This window comes from Microbulbifer maximicatervae (SeqCode) (assembly GCF_056232625.1).
Map to the genome: position 1 here is coordinate 2,146,363 of NZ_CP174324.1, position 19,000 is coordinate 2,165,362.

A 19,000-nucleotide genomic window follows, 5' to 3' on the forward strand; every position below is an offset into this window, starting at 1 on the left:
AAATTGAAATTAAGCCGGTTCCTCTGCTGTTTCTTTCTTTGTGGTTACTGTGCGCTCACTCACTGCCTGGCGGCGGCGCTGGGCAATTTTCTGCTGTCGCACCAGCTCTGCCTTCAGGCCGCGGCGGGCAATGTAAGGGTAGAGAGCCATCCCCGCGAGACTCAGAAAAGTCACCGCGTAGGACACCCACACAAATACACCGTGGCCGTCCATCGTTAGGAAATCAGCCAGGTTGGCAAATTGAAACTCCACTTTATCGACCTCCCGCCAGTTCTTCCTGTACCCACTTGGTGCGCATCTCGCGCTTGAGCAGCAGAGTGCGGGTGTGAGTCAGCAGGGTCCAGGCATACATACAGTAGAAACCGATAATCATGGTCAGCAGCGGGTAGAACATGCTCGGATCAATACTGCTGGATTCGGTCAGGCGAATGGTCGCGGGCTGGTGCAAGGTAAACCACCAGTCTACAGACTTGTAAATAATTGGGATATTCACGGTGCCCACCAGGGCCAGCAGCGCAGAAGCTTTGTCGGCGACCTGCTCCCGGTTCACTGCGTGGGTAAGTGCCATAACGCCGACATAGAGAAACAGGAGTATCAGCATTGAAGTAATGCGGGCATCCCATACCCAGTAAGCACCCCAGGTAGGTTTACCCCACACAGCACCGGTAAATAGCGAGACAAAGGTCAATACCGCACCGATCGGCGCGGCAGCGCGCATCACGGCAAAGGAGAGCTTCATCTTCCAGATCAAGCCGATAGCACCGCTGATCGCCATAATGTAGTAACCGGCCAGTGCCAGGAAGGCGGCGGGTACATGGATAAAGATAATGCGGTAACTATTGCCCTGCTTGGCATCTTCTGGGGCAAAACCCAGGCCCCAAACACTGCCTACAGCGAGCAATACAACACTAGCCAGCGCCAGCCATGGCAGCCAGGCTTCAGTTTTTTGATAGAACCAGCGGGGCGAACCCAGGCGGTGAAACCATTGCCAAGCCAAGAAAGACCTCCAAATCAATTATCCAGGCTAATACGTATTGCACCCGCAGCAGCGAGTGGCGCCAGTGCCGCAGCAGCCGCTAGGAGTGCTGCCAATATCGCCAGTTGGGCGCTGTAGGCATAGCCATCAATTGCCGCCTGTACTGCGCCGGTGCCGAAGATTAGCACGGGCACATACAGCGGCATAACAATTAGTGCCAAGAGCAAACCGGGGCGGCGCAAGGCAACAGTGAGTGCCGCACCAATGGCCCCGATCAAACTCAAACTCGCAGTTCCCAGCAATAGGGAAACCAGCAAACAAACATAACCATCCACGGGCAGATTCAGCATTAAGGCGAGCAGCGGCGACAGCAATGCCAGCGGCAAGCCTGTGGCAATCCAGTGCACCAGGGATTTTGCAAGGACCGCAAAGTAAAGCGGTTGTGGTAACAGGGTGAGCTGCTCCAGGGTGCCATCTTCGAAATCACCTTTAAAAAGGCTTTCCTGGGATAGCATTGTGGACAGTAGGGCCATTACCCAGATCATGCCCGGAGCCATCTTTGCCAGAAGTTCGGGCTCAGGTCCTACCCCTAACGGCAAAAGTGCTAAAACCGTCACAAAAAATAATAAGGGGTTGGCAATATCTGCTCGTTTTCTCAACGCCAAGAGCATTTCAATCCGGAACAGCGCCATAAAACCGGGGCCACTGCGCACTTCGCTCACCGGCGTTTGGACATCAACTGTCGACATGCTCTCCCCCAAAATCCTCAAAAGGCTCAGAGACTGAATAGTCAGACAAATTAACCTCACTGAGTCCGGCTAATGACAGAGGTTGGTGTGAGGTCAGCAGAATTGAACCACCGCTATAAAGATGGACTGCCATTTGCTCTTCCAAAGCAGCAACACCCACAACGTCGAGCGCGGTCAGTGGCTCATCGAGTATCCACAATCGAGGGGAATTAGGTAGAAATAATCGCGCTAGGGCAACCCGGCGATTCTGGCCGGCGGAAAGGGAGTGACACAAGCTATCCTCAAAGCCGGTCAGGTCGACTTTATCGAGCGCATTGAGCGCGTCCTCATGGTCAGCACCATACCAGGTGAGGTTTTCCAGCGGAGTCAGGCCACTGCGCACTCCGCCCCTGTGCCCGATATATAGTAAGGACTCACGCATCGCCGAGAGCGATTGCGGGTAGGCGGTATCACACCAAAGGATCTCTCCAGTGAAATCACTGCTACTGCCAATCAAAGTGCGCAGCAAGGTCGTTTTACCCGCGCCATTACTACCTTTGATTTGAATTGCAGCGCCGGCTTGAAGAGAAAACTGAAGGCCCTCAAACAAGCGCCGACCATCCCTTTCGCAGGCGAGATCTCTCACTTGCAGCACAACTTGGGACTTAGGGGTCACAGACATTCCAGGATAAAACCGCTCTGACAAATCTGAACGGCATTATACCGGCACCAGCGCTAATTGCATTGTCTCAGCGAGCAACATTTTAGTAACCCTTGATCTTTCGCAAGAATGCCCACTGATTCACACTGAAAAGCGCTATTTAAATTGGCACTGAATTGTAGTTTTGGTATTTTCACACCGTCGTGAGATTCAGTACCTGTTTCTCGCTGTACCCTCAAGGAAGTGGGTAATCTCAGAAGTCGACATAAAGCTGGACCCCCAAAAGGGCCAATTCTTCTGCTCGTAAGGATGCGTGTCTATGAACAATCTCGCCACCCATATCGATCCCTGGCTCGACGCTACTACTTTAATTGGCCAAGAAAGCCAGATTCACCAACAGCCATTTCCTTTCTTCGTTGCCAAGAACTTGCTGGCCGAGAACCTGATGGCATCCTTTATCAAAGACTTCCCAAAGCTTAAAGGGGCCGGTTACCTTCCCTACGATAGAAGCAGTTGTGGCACCACAATAAATGAACTGATTGAACAGTTTAGGGCTCCGGAATTCGCCGATGCTATTGGCAACAACCTGGGTATTGAGAATCTTTCTCAATACCCAACCTATGTTTCCATTAGTCGTACACTCAAGAAACGCCACGGCCGCATCCATACCGACGGACAGTCAAAAATTGCTACCGCCCTGCTCTACCTGAACCCGGAGTGGTCCTTGGACGGCACAGGCTGCCTGCGTTTCTTAAAAAGCGGCGATAACTTTGAAGATACTGCAGCCCCAGAGGTAAAACCTTCGTACGGTACCCTAGCCGCATTTAAGCGAGCCGATAACTCGTTCCACGGACACTTGCCTTTCGAAGGTAAAAGATTGGTTATCCAGGTAGCCTGGTTAGTCAGCGATGCTGACAAAAACAGAAAGGCCAAGCGCGGCAAGTTAGCTTCAAAACTCAAGCGTCTGCTGGGTTGGTTTGGAGGCAACTCTGCAGCCACACAAAATATGTAGCTACAGCCAACTCAATACCTACGATAGAGCCCGCATCCCTTACGGGCTCTGTACATTTCCCTATCTCCATAGCACCCATTGCAAAAGCAATAAGCTTAACAACTTTAATTAATGGGAAATACAATACGGGGAAACATAGCCCAACGATTTAAAAGCACAGAGAAGAGCCAGGGAAAAATAGAGGTGACTTGGGCAGGAAAGGCAAATTTTCAATAAAATCTATTAACTACGCAGAGTACAGTTTTAGCAACCTTATTTTTAGATTACTTTATTTATTATCTGCACCCTGCATAGCTGGCTGTAGCCGTTAAAGTTTCAGCATATTTCGTTAGTCGAAGTCATAGTCCATTAATTCACGCCTTAAACGCTTTTCCTCCAATTTGTCTTCTACCATTCGACGTGCGTCGCGTGGTGGCTGAGAGGTAGCTTCCTTCAGCACTTCAGTTGCAATTTGTGGAATACCCACATTATCAAAATCTAGGCGTCTTTCGTTAACGTGGCCGCTCATACGAAACTCCATAATCTTGATTAGAGAAAGCAGAAATATCCTTATCGCACCAAGGGTGCAATTGCAGGTTAGCCAGCTCAATCAATCGTGGTCAAGCAATAATTTATCAAGTGGAAATGCGGCTTTTACGTCAAAACTTTCCAGCTGATCCCCGAACAAAGCTATCCGCAAAAACCGCCATTTCGAAGTCAAAGTAGCGAAGAAAAAAGACAGATTTATGAAGGTTTTTCGAAAATTTTAAGAAAAGGGAACGACGGGAATAGCAGTAACCGAGTGGCGCCAATGTTACCCTCAGTGACACAGCAACTTGGTACGATTTGATTGAAGGTGAGTTAATGGTGAAAAGCATGACATGACACAGGGCTTTCCACAGGCTAGAATAGCGCCGCTCTTCAGCAGTGCTGATACCCGCCCCCGTCGGTTAACAGGATAAACCACGGACCTCCTAAGTCCGGACTGGTGGTTCGAGTCCACCCGGGGGCGCCATACATATCAAGGCAAATTAGCAAACGACTGCCTTTGCCGAATGCATAAACAACGCCAGGAATAACCCAGCCAACAGCACCCCACCCCAGAAGAGCCTGGTAGAACGGCTAATCGTTCTCCCGCGCCTGGCTTCGTTTCTTACAGTCTTTCCCATATCACAAATCCATTTGCCTACATTTCGTCCATTCACCATAAATACTAACCGAAACCATTTCGCTGGTGAATCTCCATCTCAGGATAGACAAAGCCCGGCACAAGCCGGGCCCAGAACAATAGCAATGCAAGTATTGACGAACAGCGCCTACTGGTTAGTCCCGTTTGTGCCACTGCCACCATTACTATTGTTCATCTGAGTGCCATCCTGCATTTTTTTCTGCATCTTCATCATCTGCTTTTCAGCTTTGTCCTTCTTGTGGTGCATCCCCACCTTGTGCCACTCATCTTTGAACTTAGCCCAGAAAGATTCTTTTGGCGCTTTGGTGCAGGCGGTAATCACCATCGGCGTCACTTTTTCTGTGCCTTCAATATCCAGCATATCCCCCTCTTCCGTGCCTTTCTTGGCGTAGGCGGCAGCCCAATAAACTGCTTTAGGTTTAAACTCATCGTCGATAGCCAGGAAATCCGCACAGGTCCAGTCTTTCGCCGGCTTCTTGGGATGGTTATCCGCGAAGGCAGCAGAAGCAGCAAGACTGGCAATTACCAAAGGAAGAATGAACTGCTTACTTTTCACAATTAGATCTCCAAAATATCCAGGGTTATCACCCCGTGAATCAATTGCAGGTAATGTGCAATCCGCTCGCTACCCACGGGCCGGGGAGGACTGGCCGGCAAGTCACTAAAATGACTGCGACAAACAGCGAGGCAAGGAATAGCCCCGGATTCACCAGCCTTACGACAGCGGAAACGCAAGCCAAGACACTAAATCAACGAATGCTTGGCCCATTGAAAGGATAGACGCATTTTTCATTTTTTGGGGAAAATCAAAAACACTTTCTTACCCACTTGCATACAAACTTTATTGTCCAGACGCATTCCATGTGAAGAAGCAGGCTTTACCTATATACACCTTTAGCTATTAGCGGTCGGAATAGAGTTTGCTGCCTCCCATTTTTGACTGTGCCTACCCAGCCTCAGCAAAAAGAAGCCTAACCAAATAAACCAGACTATTTGGGAAATTCCGAATATTTCTGTAAAGATATCGTCCGGATAGATAGTCGCAATTCCCGCCACTCCCACTAACACTCCGATAAAGTTTAATGGCCGGGAAAAAAGTCCAATTTGCAATGCAGCAATGCTAATTAGCAGAACCCAAAGTCCACCCACCAACTCATTGCCACCACCAAGACTCTCAACCATCAAGTATATTATTCCCCAGGTATCGAAAGCCTGCTGAACACTGACCTCCATAAGCCCCAAAGCATAGGCGAGCCCTATATTTGCGATCATGCCGCTCGCTATGACAAGGCCCACCCAGACTGCTCCGAACAAGGATGCCAATGCAGCTATCTCCCTCCTCTTACTTTTTAGCTTTTCATATAAGCTAACTACCACACAGCCCAGAAAGATCGCAAAGACCAAGTACATAAGGGTATAGGCAATATTAAAAATCAGTTGATTTTCTGCCAAGAACATCATTTTTTCTATGGGGCTCCCATCCGATGGAAAAGACCAAAAAGCACCAAAGAATACAAAAGCACTAATATAAATTAACCCCATGCCAAACGCCGAGATACCCGCAACTCTATCCATAGCTCTCCCCTATCATCTTTTAACTCAACTCAATGCCCGTAAATATCGCTTCAATTATGTAACCCAAGGAAGCCAAATTCGTAACACCCCACCCTATCTAAGCGGCAAGTAATCGCAGAAATGAATATTCAGCAACAGAAGAAAATCACAGTGCTTTAACTGAAGTGTACATTAATGCCATTTCTGACTAGCGTTCATACCAGGACCTGTAGGTTAGGTGGATAGCTAAATATCACTATTGCCAACTAACCCGAAGGAGATAATAGGATGGGGAGCAAGGAGTGAAGGATCTAAATAATCCGGAGATCAGCGATTTCCATCAGGAGCCGATTTACTTAAAAATCAGCTCAATGTCAGCTCTAACGGTAGAGTGTCGTATTCAGTCGCCAAGCCGATACTTACGGGCCACAACCTCAAACTGACGAATATAAATGGCTTGGGCTGGCTTATAGGGCGGCAGCCACTGATCGGGCCCTTTATCTCCCTTACTGCGATTGTGGCCATCATCAACCAGCCACAAATTTGCAGGGTCTTCTGCAAAAGCTCTGCGCTGCTCCTGGCTCCAGCTAGCACCACCGTACTTATGAGCCCAAGATAGCGGTACTATATGCTCCACATCCAGATCCGAAGCTTTTTCAAAAAACTGTCCCGTATAGGGGTCCATCCACAGGCCTGTAACCACTGTACAGCTCTTCTCATTGCTGAAGGCAACAGGAGCCAAAGAGAGACGGATCAATAGCTCCTGACGAGTATTCTGGCAATCACCATCGACATCAGACCACCGTGGCAACCATTCACTGCGATCATAAGATTGAGGGGTTACTTCATAACATCCGCTGAGGGTCAGCATGGACACTATTAATAAAGACTTGAGTCGCATAAAGCTAAACTGCGGCTAATTACTGCTGGGGGAGCATTTTGATTGTAGTTTAAGGGCGCGTCAACAAGCACTTTTCTTAACACAAAATTTATTCGAGGATATAAGTAATAATCGAACCTGACAGAGATACGGGTTATTTAGCATGTGCAAACCTGTAGTAGTAAAAATATACAAATAGCGACAATTTATCGATACTGTATATACTTAAACCAATAAAATTCGTTAGCAGAACAATTCAATACATCTCAACAACAATAGGGAAATGCATGAAAACAATAACAACTTTAATCGTAGGATTTTTCCTTGGGGTAGGTTCCACTACCACCTTCCTTAGCTTTCGAGATTCCGGTACATCTGAAGTCTGGACTTTAACAAAATCGCTACAGACTAACGAAGGCATGATAATCCCAAGTGGTACACATTTTATAGTACATAAATACATGCCTGAAGGCTATGTATCCCTAGATCTTAACGTGAATGTAGAAGGAGTGATTCTAAAAAATTTTCACAAAAAACTATAAATAAAAATCACTTCAGATCTCCTGTGTGGGCTGAAGAAGCAGTAAACAATTGAATCAGCATCAGCCAAAGGGAAACTGTGGCGTACCATATAATATCTTTATATCAAAGCCTAAAAATACTCCAACAAAGACTTATATAATTCAGTTTCAATAGAAGACCCTACGTGAGAAGCGAAGTAGAATGAGTGATATTGAAAAAATCATAGAATTTGCTATCGAAATTGAGAAGCTTAAAGCTGTCCTGAGGCAAACAAAGCCAGTCGGTATAAATCGTTACGAGAACTCAGCAGAGCATAGCTGGCATGTCTCCTTAATCGCACTTATGCTCAAAGACTACGCCAATGAACGTATTGATATTAGCCGCGTTGTTAAGATGCTATTGATACATGACCTGGGTGAAATTGGAGCAGGCGATCAAATTGTGTATCAACCACTCACCGACGAGCAACAATCAAGTGAGACCCAAAGTCTAGCGCAAACACTATCGATATTACCGGACAAGCTCTCAGCTGAATTTATAGCTTTATGGGAGGAATTTGAGGAAGGCGTTTCACCTGATGCTAAGTTTGCAAAAGCGATTGATAGAGTACCTCCACTACTACATAACATTTATGGTAACGGCCATAGCTGGCAGAAACACAATATTTCCAAGGAACAGGTTTTCACTGTCAACTCAGAAAAAATAGCAGGTGGCAGTCATAAATTGTGGTCTACTATAGAGAAAAAACTCCATGAAGCAATTGAGAGTGGAGCTTTAAAGTGATCAGAAGGCATCCATAAACTTGTATACAGTAATGCTACGAGTAGAATGCACTACTCTAACAGTGAGATAATTATAAAATTTTACATCTAGCTGGTACAGAGGTGCATATTAAATTAAAAATAGCAAGCACCTGAAATTATACCTTTAAGAAGAGTTTAACTTTTTACTACTTCTACTGTACTTACATCCCCTCAATTTCACCACCCCCTTAAACACAGATCAAGCATAGCTGGTAGGATATATATTCTCATTCAAAAGTTGACTTCCACATGAAAAATAATACCTACCCAGTAAGCGGTTGTTAACAAAGACACTTCGAGCTGCGCCTCGAACTACCAAACAAAATAGGCCTACCTAAAGCTAGACTCTTTAAGCCTACAAAGATTGATCAATATCTCTGGATATCTCACAAAGGATACCGTTAATCGAATCTACAAAAAGATGCAATGTGTCGTCTGGTAGACTTAAAGCAACCAAGCCAAATAAAAGGTCAATAGGTATGAGTTCGAAAAGCAGTTAATAAGCTATTCCTTCTACATTTAGAATAGATAATTTAGAGAGTGTAAAATTCACCTAGCCTCAATAACAGTACTCTGCAGGGCAACCTTCAAAACCTTACGCCTCTTGTAATCCCCACTCATTAACAGTACAAGAAATATCCTATTTCGCACATAGACATACTACAGATTAGCCATTTTCAAGATAACACGGAGTTAACGATCTAGATGAAAGAATCGCTGAGTTCGCTCAAAATTATCGCTGTTTTTTTAATTCTCACAGCGAGCCTCTACCCTATCGGATACTGGCTAATTTTTCACATGGAAAGCGCAGTACCCTTAATGCTTTCTGTTGGGCTTGCCACGGTCACAACATGCTTGATATTCAAGAAGAGCCTGGGCTCCTTAGGATGGTCTTGGGGAAGCTGGAGATATCAGTGGTTAAGCTACTTGGTACCCTTGGGTTATGTAGCAGCTGCCTACCTCATTATGTGGATCTTAGGTTTCGGGGAGTGGTATAACTCAGAATACGTTACGGCACTAAGAGAAGGGTATAAAGTAGATGGCTGGAGTGATACCAGTGTAATCATCTTTAGATTCTTAATTACTGCAAGTATCAGCTTTTTATTGATACTGCCTGGAGTTTTAGGAGAGGAGATTGGATGGCGTGGATTGCTTGTACCTGAGCTCTCAAAGCTTATGTCCTTCTCAGGGATCGCACTAACCTCTGGGTTTATATGGGCCGCCTGGCATTGGCCCATGATGGTAGCAGGTGTCTACGGGAATGAAACAGCCCCTCTCAGCTATCAGTTGTTTTTCTTTACGCTAGGCTTAATGTCAATGTCAGTCATCATGACTTACGTAAGATTAAAGACTAACAGTGTTTGGCCTGCCGTTATTTTCCACATGAGCCACAATGCATTTATTCAAAAATTCTTTAATCCATTGACCCTACAAAGCACAGATTCAGGTTGGTATCTCAATGAATTTGGTATGGTTTTACCTGTAGTTATTTTTTGTATCAGCATTTATTTCTGGAGAAAGGGCCAACAAGAGTTCGGCTCCGCTCAATCTGCAAGCGAACTGCTGTCTCCACAAAAATCTTGACGTAGCGCCATGAATGTGTGACAGAGGCTTGGATTAAGAACAATCATGAGTTTTGGGCAATTTTACCGCAGGCATATAGAAATACATTATGGATAATGAAGTAGATATTTTTGCTCCAGTTACTGATCTAGGAAAAAGAGATGCCCTTGAATGCTGGAGATGGCTAGTTGGCAAAAAGGCCTCCATGTGCCTTCTGACCTCCATGGGGGATTTATTCTTCAAAAGGAAGGAAGGCCTACTGAACAGGGAACGTGTCTATTTCCTAGATACTGGCACAGGAGAAATGGAACTTGCCGCTAAATCCTGGAATGCATTCCGAGAGATGATGGCAGCAATGAAAGATATTCCGGGCCACTGGTTTAAATACAGATTATTACTTGAGTTAGTGGAGCAACCATTAACTCAAGGTTGTTGCTATTCATCAATCCAACCACCGATAATGGGCGGGGAGTACATTACAGAAAATTATCAATCTGTATCTTGGGAAGTCCATCTAGATCTGCTAGGACAGATACATGAGCAACTCAGCGGCCTTCCCCCAGGAACACCAATAGCTGGTATAAGCTTAAAAATTGAAGAAGATTGAGAGGCCACCATTCAAAAGGGTTATCCCTAAATCCAGCATTTAAATCTATAATTTCATGTCAGGACTTGTCCTTATGATAAGCATTGAGTTTTTGATTACCTCTTTTATCGTTGTGCTGATACCTGGAACGGGAGTTCTATATACAGTTGCTGCGGGGCTATTTAAGGGTAAACGGGCAAGTATTTCTGCAGCGTTAGGTTGTACGCTAGGCATCATCCCCTCTATCCTTGCTTGCATCATGGGGCTGTCCGTAATCATTCATACCAGTGCATTAGCATTCCAGTTTGTAAAATATGCAGGAGTCGCATACTTATTGTACCTAGCTTGGTCAATGCTTAAATCTAGCAACTCCCTGACTCTAGAAGAAAATCAAAAGAAACAGAGTTTAACCTCAATTGCTTTCAAGGGATTCATGATTAATATCCTGAACCCAAAGCTAACCATCTTCTTCCTGGCATTCTTACCCCAGTTTATTCCCTCTCAATTACAGAACCCTTTAGATAGTATGCTGATTCTTGGACTTGCCTTCATGGCTATGACCTTTCTGGTTTTCATTGTTTATGGCTTACTAGCAACAGTCATTCGAAATTATGTTATTCACTCTGAAAAAATTAGCGTTATCATTCAACGAGCCTTTGCTGGTAGCTTCGCAGCTTTAGGGCTCAAACTCGCCTTTACGAGCAGGGAGTGAGCCCCCCATTAACAAAAACAGTAAAGCGATTACTAACATTAAGTTTAATATTGCTTTAGGCATACCTGATTCAAGCTTACCCCTAAGAATCTCAATCGTAAAAGAATAAGCACAAACAAGCATGAAAATTTTTTTGACCTTTTCGGTACTCGGATTTTTCTTAACTCCATCACCTGAAGTAGTCGCTTCAAAGGCAGACCTTATGACCAACAGCGCTATTGGTCAAATGCCCTCCCAGTCCTTTCCCTCTAGCGGCTCCGAATATTGGATAGAGCGAGAACAAGCAGTAAGTTTTGCAAAAACCGATGACTGGGAAAAAGCTATTCCCTTGCTCGAAAAACTAACCGCCCAATATAAAGATGATGGAGACACTTGGTTTTTACTCGGGCATGGATACATCAAGACGAACCAATGTAACAAAGCAATTCCCTCACTCAAACGAACCCTAGAACTAGGGACAATCATGTCGGGGATAAGATCAGCTTCATCCCCCTCTAACGATATAATGATTAAAATTGCACAATGTCATTCCAAAATGAAAGAGAAAGACCAAGCACTGGGCTGGATTCAAAAAGCACTCGACTCCAGATGGGATGACCGGAAAAGCCTCATTGGCAGCAGCGATTTTCAACACATATCTCAAGACGATATGTATAAGGAGCTTTCAGGGGAAAGCCAGCTGGAAAATTTATCGAGAGATGAACGCTGGATGACAGATTTAAAATTCCTAGCTGATGAAATATTACGCCTACATGTTAATCCCTACCATCACTCATCAAAGGAAGATCTAGCATTACACATAAACGAAATTAAAACAGAAATTCCCCATTTAACCGACCAACAAATTGTATTTAGAATGATGGCGCTACTTGGCAGCTTAGGGAATGGACACAACTTTATTGTCCCAACCCACTCTAGGAATGGCTCATTCAGCAAGTTACCAATCCAGCTCTATTGGTTTAATGATGGGATATTCATTGTAGGTGCCGATACCGAATATAAGCATCTTATAGGGAAAAAACTCCTTTCTGTAGCCAACCAGCCGATAGATGCAGCAATGAAAAAGATTGCCACTGTAAATGCCCGCGATAACGAAATGCAACAATACTGGCTGGGGCCTTACTATCTGGCCTTACCCGAGGTTCTAGAGGGTTTAGGCATAGTAGAAAGTGCATCGAAGATCCCACTAACTTTGGAAGAAAAATCAGGAACCAAAGAGCAAGTAGTTCTATCAGGAAAACCTTTCAACTTTACAGGTTTTCCAACCTTACCCGCACCTAACAATAGGGACAACTTACTTTACCTAAGGAACAAGAAAGAAAACTATTGGCTTGAATACAATTCTGACAATGATCTCCTATATTTACAATTGAATAGGGTCGCACAAGATAAGTCACACCCACTGGACGTATTCAGCAAAAAGATCACAGCATTCACTAAGGGTAGAAAAGTCAAAAATCTTGTTCTAGATTTGCGTCACAACAGCGGCGGCAATGGTTCTATTATCCCTCCCTTAACAAGATCGCTAATTCATTTTTCAGAAAATAGAGAAGAGAATAATCTATTTGTGATTATTGGACGGAATACCTTCTCCGCTGCACATTTGTTACTTGCAGACCTCGATCGCTTGACTGACATCATCATTGTAGGTGAACCAAGTGGGAGCAGACCCAACCATTTAGGTGAAGCGGGATGGTTTAAACTTCCTTACAGCGGTGTCTGGGGAATTATTTCATCTCAATATCATCAGGCCTCAAAGGCCGAGGATCATCGTATCTGGATTGCACCACATGTTCCCGTAACACTCTCATCTGAAGAGTATTTCGCAGGAGAAGACCCCGCAATAAATCATATAATTAGAATAATAAGCCACAAAAAAGAAAAAGCAGAAATACCCTCACCAGGGTCAGTTAGCACGGAAGGATTTTAGAGTTAATTATACAAAGGAGGTGGATCAACATGTCTTTAACTTGGGTTATTGTAGGCTCATTTCTTCAACTGTCTTTTTGCGGATTCCTTTTTATGATGGCCGCATTCGCTGGAGGTGGCGTAGCTAATAGAGGAAATTTATCAAAACTTTCATCAGTGATACTTGCGGCCTCCCTATACTTATTACCCTCAATTAGCATACTTGCCGCCGGTATTGTTATATACCAATACAACCTCGGAGGGGACGCCTCCTCTTATTGGTGGCACTTCATGCCTGTTGCGGCGGCGGCTCTATATATCATTTATATAAACTCACTATGGGAAAAATAGCGTAACATAAAAGAAATCAATAGGAGTTTCATCTGTGAGTAAATGCCTGCTTTTTGATAACGATGGCACCTTAGTTGATAGCGAACACCTCTCCAGCATTGGCTTAGCTATTATGTTCGAAAATTACGGAATAAAACTAGATGCTGATGAACTGGTCATAAGATTTAGGGGCTGGAAACTGGCAAGTATTCTATCCCTATTAGAAGAAGAGAATAATATCAAACTGAAAAGCAATTTTGTTGCAGCTTATCGCGATATAGTCACAAAAATCTTTACCAGAGAGTTAAAACCTGTTGAAGGTGTAGCAGACGCTCTTGAGGTACTTGATGGTGAGAAAGCGGTAGTATCTAGCGGCCCCCTGCAAAAAATCAAGCATTCATTAGATATATGTGGGCTATCTAAGTATTTCGGAAATAATTTATTCAGTTCATATGAAGTAGGCATATGGAAGCCTGATCCAGGCATATACCTACATGCCGCAAAAAGTATGGGCTACCATCCTGAGAACTGCTCCGTTATAGATGATGGACCAGTGGGAGTTCAGGCTGGTATAGAAGCAGGCATGAAAACTTACTTTTTTAATCGTCTTAACGAGGAATCTAATACAGTTGGTGTAGTGTCCTTTCAAGCGATGAGAGAGTTACCAAAACTAATAGGTAACTAATCCCCCAAGAACACTATACCTTTAGTTTATTAACATCATTCATTCAAGCTCATGCTACAACCGGTCATCATGGGCGGCAGAGAAAAGATGGTTCCCGACAAGCAATATCTATTTGGCTCTTTGCCCATGGGAGATACAATTTAGCCATTAACAGTAGTGCAAAATATAGACAGAAAACCTATCATTCCATGTCTAATAGGATGTCGGTTTCACACGATACCTTCAGCACTAACCCTTGTACCCATCCTCACAAAACCTATATCTGGCTACAATAAGAATGTTCTCAAAGTTATTTAAAAAGAGTAAACCACGAGTCTATCTGGATAAATTGATTGTCGTCTCACAGAATGAATTTAGCAAGATTGGTGCTTGGGGGGCTTTTAAGGGCGAAGATTTAGAGGCGGGCATTCGTCATAGGCTGGTAGAAATTTTCTCCTTACCACATATATCGAGTCGAATAGAACCTAAATCCAATGATTTAGCACTAGAGGTTGTAGTCTTAAAAGTAAGAGGGGGTGAGTTTGACACCGCATACTTTGGAGAATTTGGTGCAATGCCTGTATTCTGGCGGCCAAAGATTGAAGTCGCAGCTCGACTCTATTACGCCGACTCCAAAAAAACACACTCCTCTTATAGGGCTCGAGAGAAAATGCCATGGAGAGAATATTTTTCAGGAGTATTCAGCCTAAGAGGGATGCTCAGATATAGGCCTGTTTTTGGAGCAAAAGAGCTAGAACCTATTCTCTATAGAGCATGTGAAAAGCTGCTTGCCAGTATGGTGAAGTCAGTATGAAATGCTGTAAATTTAGGCAATCCGCTACTACTTACGGACTTATTTTTTCCTGCGATAGAGATATCACAGCCTAAGTCAGGATATTAAAGTAACCAGGACTTTTGAGAGTTATCGAGAGGGTGATTTTTAAGTATAGCCAGATTTGCAGATAAGCTACTAGACTGAAGGGGCTTATCAACCCCATACCCTTTCGAACTTAATAATAATATTAAAGGACCCACTTGAACTGGCCTTGAGGTAGCAATTAGGCACGACTTGTGATGGGTGCTGCACTAAATCGTATACTTAACAATAACCTTATCTTTCTGGTGATTGTAATGCTCAAAATCAAAGAAGCCGCCGCTTTTATTCTAGTCGCCTCCCTAATGGGGTGCTCCTCAGATACTCCAGAGGATCCCAAGCCCACCACACCGATCGGTTCAGACAAGGATGCCCACGGGTGTATAAACTCAGCCGGCTACCTTTGGTGTAGTAAAACTAAAGAATGCGAACGACCATGGGAACTTGCAGAGAAGGCTGGCTTTGCTAACACTCCCAGCAATTTTGATGAATATTGCGGTAATAAATAGGGTCTCTGCCTAGCAGCCTCCTCCGTCTATAGGAGAAAGCAGTGACAGCTAAGGTCTTTGATACTCAAGACTAAAGAACAAAAGCTTCAGAAATAAAAAAGCCCGGCATAAGCCGGGCTTTTAGAAGATGGCGGTGAGGGAGGGATTCGAACCCTCGATGCCTTGCGACATACACACTTTCCAGGCGTGCTCCTTCGACCACTCGGACACCTCACCAAATTGTCACCCTCTGCGAGGGCATTCCGCCTTAAAGCGGCCTCTCTTTCCAGCAAAACCCTTAAGTAAATCAATAGGATAGCTGTTATATCGTCGAGAGAGTGCGCACTTTACCCAAATGTCGAAGAAAATTCCAGTGGAATCTGGGGTGAATGTGTACTTACCTTTATCTTGGTGCTCATGCTCAGCTACTAGCGGCTTCCCTGAGAGCCCACATAAGCCATTGAATGGCTCCCCAACCGCCTCCTCTTACACCGCCGCCAAACTGGCCAACCATGCTTGGAAAAAGCTTTGCGCCCGCCCCTGTTAGGGGTTGTTTATTGCGTTATAGCTGATAACTCGGCGTAGTGAGTTGATGCCGGCAGCGTAACTCTCACTGCCTCCAAAAACTTTGGAGGCAGTTCTGAGACTATTGCCATTATTTAAATGGCCGATAGTGCAAACTTCCAACAAGCCACTCTAAGTGAAAGAAAAAATAGGAAGTAGAGAAGATTGTTGAATAAGAAGTTTTTACTCAGCAGGTACAAATTTTATTTAGATAATTTGCCTCAATAAGAGCCAAAATATAAATATGTATGACTTTAACCCAAAAAAGTAGACAGTGGAGCTGCAGGCAAAAGCAAGGAGAAGAGCTAACTCGCAGTTAAAATTCCCTCAAAACCAACTTAGCCCACAATTTAGACAGCAGGGATAATAGCAACAAAAATGAGGATCTATATAAAATACTACAGCAGAATGAGTAAAGAGGCCTTTGTGTACCCCCTTAAATCTAACAGCCCGTCAATTATAAACGCAGTAGTATTTGGCAAACCCTTCTAAGATGAGATCCCCCCTTAGCAAAGCCCAAAAATCTCTGGGCTGACGAGTAGAATCGCCAAAAAAGACATAGAGAAACCAATCGAAAGGCAGAAACAAAAAAGCCCGGCATAAGCCGGGCTTTTAGAAGATGGCGGTGAGGGAGGGATTCGAACCCTCGATGCCTTGCGACATACACACTTTCCAGGCGTGCTCCTTCGACCACTCGGACACCTCACCAAATTGTCACCCTTCGCGAGGGCTCTCCGCCTTGTAGCGGTCTCTCTCTTCAGCGAAATCTTCAAGGAAATCAGGAAGATAGCTGCTGTGTCGTCGAGAGAGCGCGCACTTTACCCAAATGTTCATTGTTGTGCAAGCACTAATGCGAAAAAAGTCTCTCTGGCTGTTAAAACGGGGCATCATGAGGGAGCCCAGACTATCCGCTACAAGTCACCACGGCTATTTGCCCCCTCAAATGAGCCCCTCAGCTATCGCAGGTTTGGTGGCTAGACTCTGTGAGTCGATTGATCCAGGCTCTATATTAGTCCGACCAGCATTAGTTTTCCGGCCTGCTCTGCCCCTTCAGTTCTCCAATGTATGGGCTGTACAACTTATGTAACCCCTTGACTCAAAGGTGAATATAAGCCCGGCTTTATCTGAGGCCGATACCCAACCCCCTAAAGCAGTTATAGGAAAACTTGCCTTTTGCTGACACCCCCCTTTTCCCTTCACCTGGTACAAGTCGCCCGGATTCCTGAGCTCAGATTGATCTAGGTTAATAATGTCGAAAAAGCACCCTGTCATAATCCTTGGCCTGCTGTAGAGTCAGTGGTCGCTATCTATATAAACCTTGATACGCAAAGCCCTAAGGTACCCTCCCTGCCTAAACTGCAAATCTGCCATGAAAATTGGGAGGTTCAGAGGCTGGAGGTGCGGTAATATCACTGGCAACAACAACGAGAAAAATATCACTTGCATGCACAGTTTTTTCGCATTCTGTTCCTCGGAAGAGTAAACTGCGCTGCTGGAGTCACGGCGTGGCTATACGGTGGATGGGGAAATCGGAGCCACCCTATCGCCAACGCGCAAGGTGTTCACTTTCTGCTCAAACGGACAAAGAACAACACAAATGCAGGACCAGCTTGAGGAGAGCACGGGGCGGAATGTTAACCCTCGCTACTCCACCTATTTTCGCACCCTGATTTTATTTGCCGCTGCCGGTACCCTGGCAAACGCGGTGAATTGGGATGCGCCATGGCAATCAGACAAGCTGGTTATTACCGGATCTGCTCTTTTTATCATTGCTTATACCGCTCTCGCCCAATTTATCCTCTACAAAACTGGCGATAAAAAAGCACTGAAAACCCGGCGCTGCCTCTCTTTCCTGGATACAGTACTGATCGGCATCACCATATCCCTGGCAGACTTCAGCATGCTGCCCTCGCTGCTGCTGGTTACCATGGTCCAGCTGAATGCCCTCACTGGGGGCGGCGGTGGTCGCGCTTGGTTTGAGCACAATACCGGCTTATTGGTTGGGGTCGTTATCGGGTACCTGATGCACGAGCCATCTCTGCTAGTGAGCGCTGACCTCACTATCAGCACCGTGAGCCTGATCTGTATTCTGGCCTATTTATGCGCCTATGCATTCTTTACCCACCGCCAGATTGGCCAGCTTAAGGAAGCCAATCACTCCCTGATGGTTGAGCAACGCGTTAGCAAGGTTCGCTCCTACAAACTTTCCAAATACCTGCCACAAAAGCTGTGGCGCTCTGTCACTACCGGGGATGAAGAAGCTCTGGTGACCCAGCGAAAGCTCCTCACCGTTTTCTTTTCTGACATCAAAGACTTCAGCCAGCTCACCGAGGAGTTAGAGGCAGAGACCTTTACCCAGCTGCTCAATAATTACCTCTCCGAAATGGCACGTATAGCTGGACAATACGGCGGCACTATCGATAAGTTTATCGGCGATGCGGTAATGGTTGTTTTTGGGGACGATGAGAGTAAGGGACCCAAGTCAGACGCTCTGCGCTGCGTAGCTATGGCCCTGGCGATGCGTAAACGCGTACGTGAAATGAAGCAGGAATGGTACAACAAAGGTATCTCGCGCCCTCTACAGGTTCGTATGGGTATTAATACCGGCTACTGTACTGTCGGCATTTTTGGTACCGCCAACTACCAGTCTTACACGGTGATGGGTACCCACGTTAACCTCGCTTCACGATTGGAAGGCGCCGCCCAGCCGGGAGAAATCCTGATTAGCCACGAGACCTGGGCCATGATCAAACACACGGTAATGTGCCGGGACAAAGGGCATATCACCGTAAAAGGTATTAGTACCCCGGTGAAGGTTTACCAGGTTACTGATCTGCGTAAGAACCTGGGTGGGCAGCAGAGTTACCTGGAGGAGCATGCCCCCGGATTCTCAATGCATTTAGACCTGGATAAAATCCGAAATTACGATAAAGAAAAGGTTTTACAGTCCCTGCAAAAAGCAGCATCCAACCTGAAGAGCAAAGTTATTATCTAATTTTATAAAAGG

The 19,000-nt window shown here is 45.2% G+C and carries 18 protein-coding genes and 3 tRNA genes; 11 read left to right on the forward strand and 10 right to left on the reverse strand.

Translation table 11 applies throughout. The features are described from left to right. Positions 1–9 precede the first annotated feature (9 nt). Genes ccmD through ccmA form a run of 4 tightly spaced genes read right to left on the reverse strand, consistent with a single transcriptional unit; the run spans position 10 to position 2,380 of the window. The gene (gene ccmD / locus ACJJI6_RS09215; protein ID WP_444912610.1) at positions 10–252 is read right to left on the reverse strand and encodes a heme exporter protein CcmD; all 243 of its coding nucleotides are present in this window, start codon (positions 250–252) and stop codon (positions 10–12) included. A gap of 1 nt (position 253) precedes the next feature. Continuing rightward, positions 254–997 (reverse strand): heme ABC transporter permease, encoded by a 744-nt coding sequence (locus ACJJI6_RS09220; RefSeq protein ID WP_282933518.1) that lies wholly within the window; start codon positions 995–997, stop codon positions 254–256. A 14-nt stretch (positions 998–1,011) separates the two neighbouring features. Further along, positions 1,012–1,725 (reverse strand): heme exporter protein CcmB, encoded by a 714-nt coding sequence (gene ccmB, locus ACJJI6_RS09225; protein ID WP_282933519.1) that lies wholly within the window; start codon positions 1,723–1,725, stop codon positions 1,012–1,014. Next, entirely contained in the window at positions 1,712–2,380 is a 669-nt protein-coding gene (gene ccmA, locus ACJJI6_RS09230; protein WP_475713197.1) for a cytochrome c biogenesis heme-transporting ATPase CcmA, read from the reverse strand. Before ccmA ends, ccmB begins: the two co-directional genes overlap by 14 nt. 304 nt (positions 2,381–2,684) lie before the next feature. On the opposite strand from ccmA, the gene ACJJI6_RS09235 reads away from it, so the two are divergent. After that, entirely contained in the window at positions 2,685–3,377 is a 693-nt protein-coding gene (locus tag ACJJI6_RS09235; protein WP_413665103.1) for a 2OG-Fe(II) oxygenase, read from the forward strand. A gap of 328 nt (positions 3,378–3,705) precedes the next feature. Here the strand turns inward: ACJJI6_RS09235 and ACJJI6_RS09240 are convergent, their stop codons facing one another. After that, positions 3,706–3,885, reverse strand: coding sequence for a PA3496 family putative envelope integrity protein (locus ACJJI6_RS09240; protein ID WP_108735213.1), 180 nt, complete (start codon positions 3,883–3,885; stop codon positions 3,706–3,708). Positions 3,886–4,295: 410 nt separating this feature from the next. Between ACJJI6_RS09240 and ACJJI6_RS09245 the strand changes: the two genes are divergently transcribed. Next, positions 4,296–4,371, forward strand: a tRNA-Arg gene (locus ACJJI6_RS09245). A gap of 301 nt (positions 4,372–4,672) precedes the next feature. Here the strand turns inward: ACJJI6_RS09245 and hdeA are convergent. From hdeA to ACJJI6_RS09260, 3 genes are all read right to left on the reverse strand, one after another. After that, positions 4,673–5,101 (reverse strand): acid-activated periplasmic chaperone HdeA, encoded by a 429-nt coding sequence (gene hdeA / locus ACJJI6_RS09250; RefSeq protein WP_282933522.1) that lies wholly within the window; start codon positions 5,099–5,101, stop codon positions 4,673–4,675. A 338-nt stretch (positions 5,102–5,439) separates the two neighbouring features. Next, positions 5,440–6,120 (reverse strand): hypothetical protein, encoded by a 681-nt coding sequence (locus tag ACJJI6_RS09255; protein ID WP_475713198.1) that lies wholly within the window; start codon positions 6,118–6,120, stop codon positions 5,440–5,442. 379 nt (positions 6,121–6,499) lie between these two features. Continuing rightward, on the reverse strand, positions 6,500–7,000 hold the full coding sequence (locus ACJJI6_RS09260) for an HNH endonuclease family protein (protein WP_444942199.1): 501 nt from the start codon (positions 6,998–7,000) through the stop codon (positions 6,500–6,502). 702 nt (positions 7,001–7,702) lie between these two features. Here ACJJI6_RS09260 and ACJJI6_RS09265 point away from each other — a divergent pair. The 8 genes from ACJJI6_RS09265 (at position 7,703) to ACJJI6_RS09300 (ending at position 15,450) form a co-directional block, all read left to right on the forward strand. Beyond that, entirely contained in the window at positions 7,703–8,284 is a 582-nt protein-coding gene (locus tag ACJJI6_RS09265; protein ID WP_475713199.1) for an HD domain-containing protein, read from the forward strand. 725 nt (positions 8,285–9,009) lie between these two features. Continuing rightward, positions 9,010–9,888: a CPBP family intramembrane glutamic endopeptidase gene (locus tag ACJJI6_RS09270; RefSeq protein ID WP_475713200.1), complete on the forward strand. Its 879-nt coding sequence runs from the start codon at positions 9,010–9,012 to the stop codon at positions 9,886–9,888. A gap of 88 nt (positions 9,889–9,976) precedes the next feature. Beyond that, positions 9,977–10,474 carry a T6SS immunity protein Tdi1 domain-containing protein gene (locus tag ACJJI6_RS09275; RefSeq protein WP_475713201.1) on the forward strand — a complete coding sequence of 166 codons (498 nt, stop codon included), beginning with the start codon at positions 9,977–9,979 and terminating at the stop codon, positions 10,472–10,474. Between the two features lie 73 nt (positions 10,475–10,547). Then, positions 10,548–11,165, forward strand: coding sequence for a LysE family translocator (locus ACJJI6_RS09280; RefSeq protein ID WP_475713202.1), 618 nt, complete (start codon positions 10,548–10,550; stop codon positions 11,163–11,165). 121 nt (positions 11,166–11,286) lie between these two features. After that, positions 11,287–13,095 carry a hypothetical protein gene (locus ACJJI6_RS09285; RefSeq protein ID WP_475713203.1) on the forward strand — a complete coding sequence of 603 codons (1,809 nt, stop codon included), beginning with the start codon at positions 11,287–11,289 and terminating at the stop codon, positions 13,093–13,095. Between the two features lie 363 nt (positions 13,096–13,458). Continuing rightward, positions 13,459–14,088, forward strand: coding sequence for an HAD-IA family hydrolase (locus ACJJI6_RS09290; RefSeq protein ID WP_475713204.1), 630 nt, complete (start codon positions 13,459–13,461; stop codon positions 14,086–14,088). 277 nt (positions 14,089–14,365) lie between these two features. Further along, a complete protein-coding gene (locus ACJJI6_RS09295; protein WP_475713205.1) occupies positions 14,366–14,881 on the forward strand; it encodes a hypothetical protein in 516 nt (171 codons plus the stop codon). Between the two features lie 317 nt (positions 14,882–15,198). Further along, positions 15,199–15,450 carry a hypothetical protein gene (locus tag ACJJI6_RS09300; RefSeq protein WP_475713206.1) on the forward strand — a complete coding sequence of 84 codons (252 nt, stop codon included), beginning with the start codon at positions 15,199–15,201 and terminating at the stop codon, positions 15,448–15,450. A 128-nt stretch (positions 15,451–15,578) separates the two neighbouring features. Here ACJJI6_RS09300 and ACJJI6_RS09305 read toward each other — a convergent pair. Together ACJJI6_RS09305 and ACJJI6_RS09310 are read right to left on the reverse strand one after the other, a co-directional pair. Next, positions 15,579–15,666: transfer RNA gene (locus ACJJI6_RS09305), tRNA-Ser, on the reverse strand. 947 nt (positions 15,667–16,613) lie between these two features. Further along, positions 16,614–16,701, reverse strand: a tRNA-Ser gene (locus tag ACJJI6_RS09310). Between the two features lie 889 nt (positions 16,702–17,590). Between ACJJI6_RS09310 and ACJJI6_RS09315 the strand changes: the two genes are divergently transcribed. After that, entirely contained in the window at positions 17,591–18,988 is a 1,398-nt protein-coding gene (locus ACJJI6_RS09315; protein WP_282933535.1) for an adenylate/guanylate cyclase domain-containing protein, read from the forward strand. Positions 18,989–19,000 lie beyond the last annotated feature (12 nt).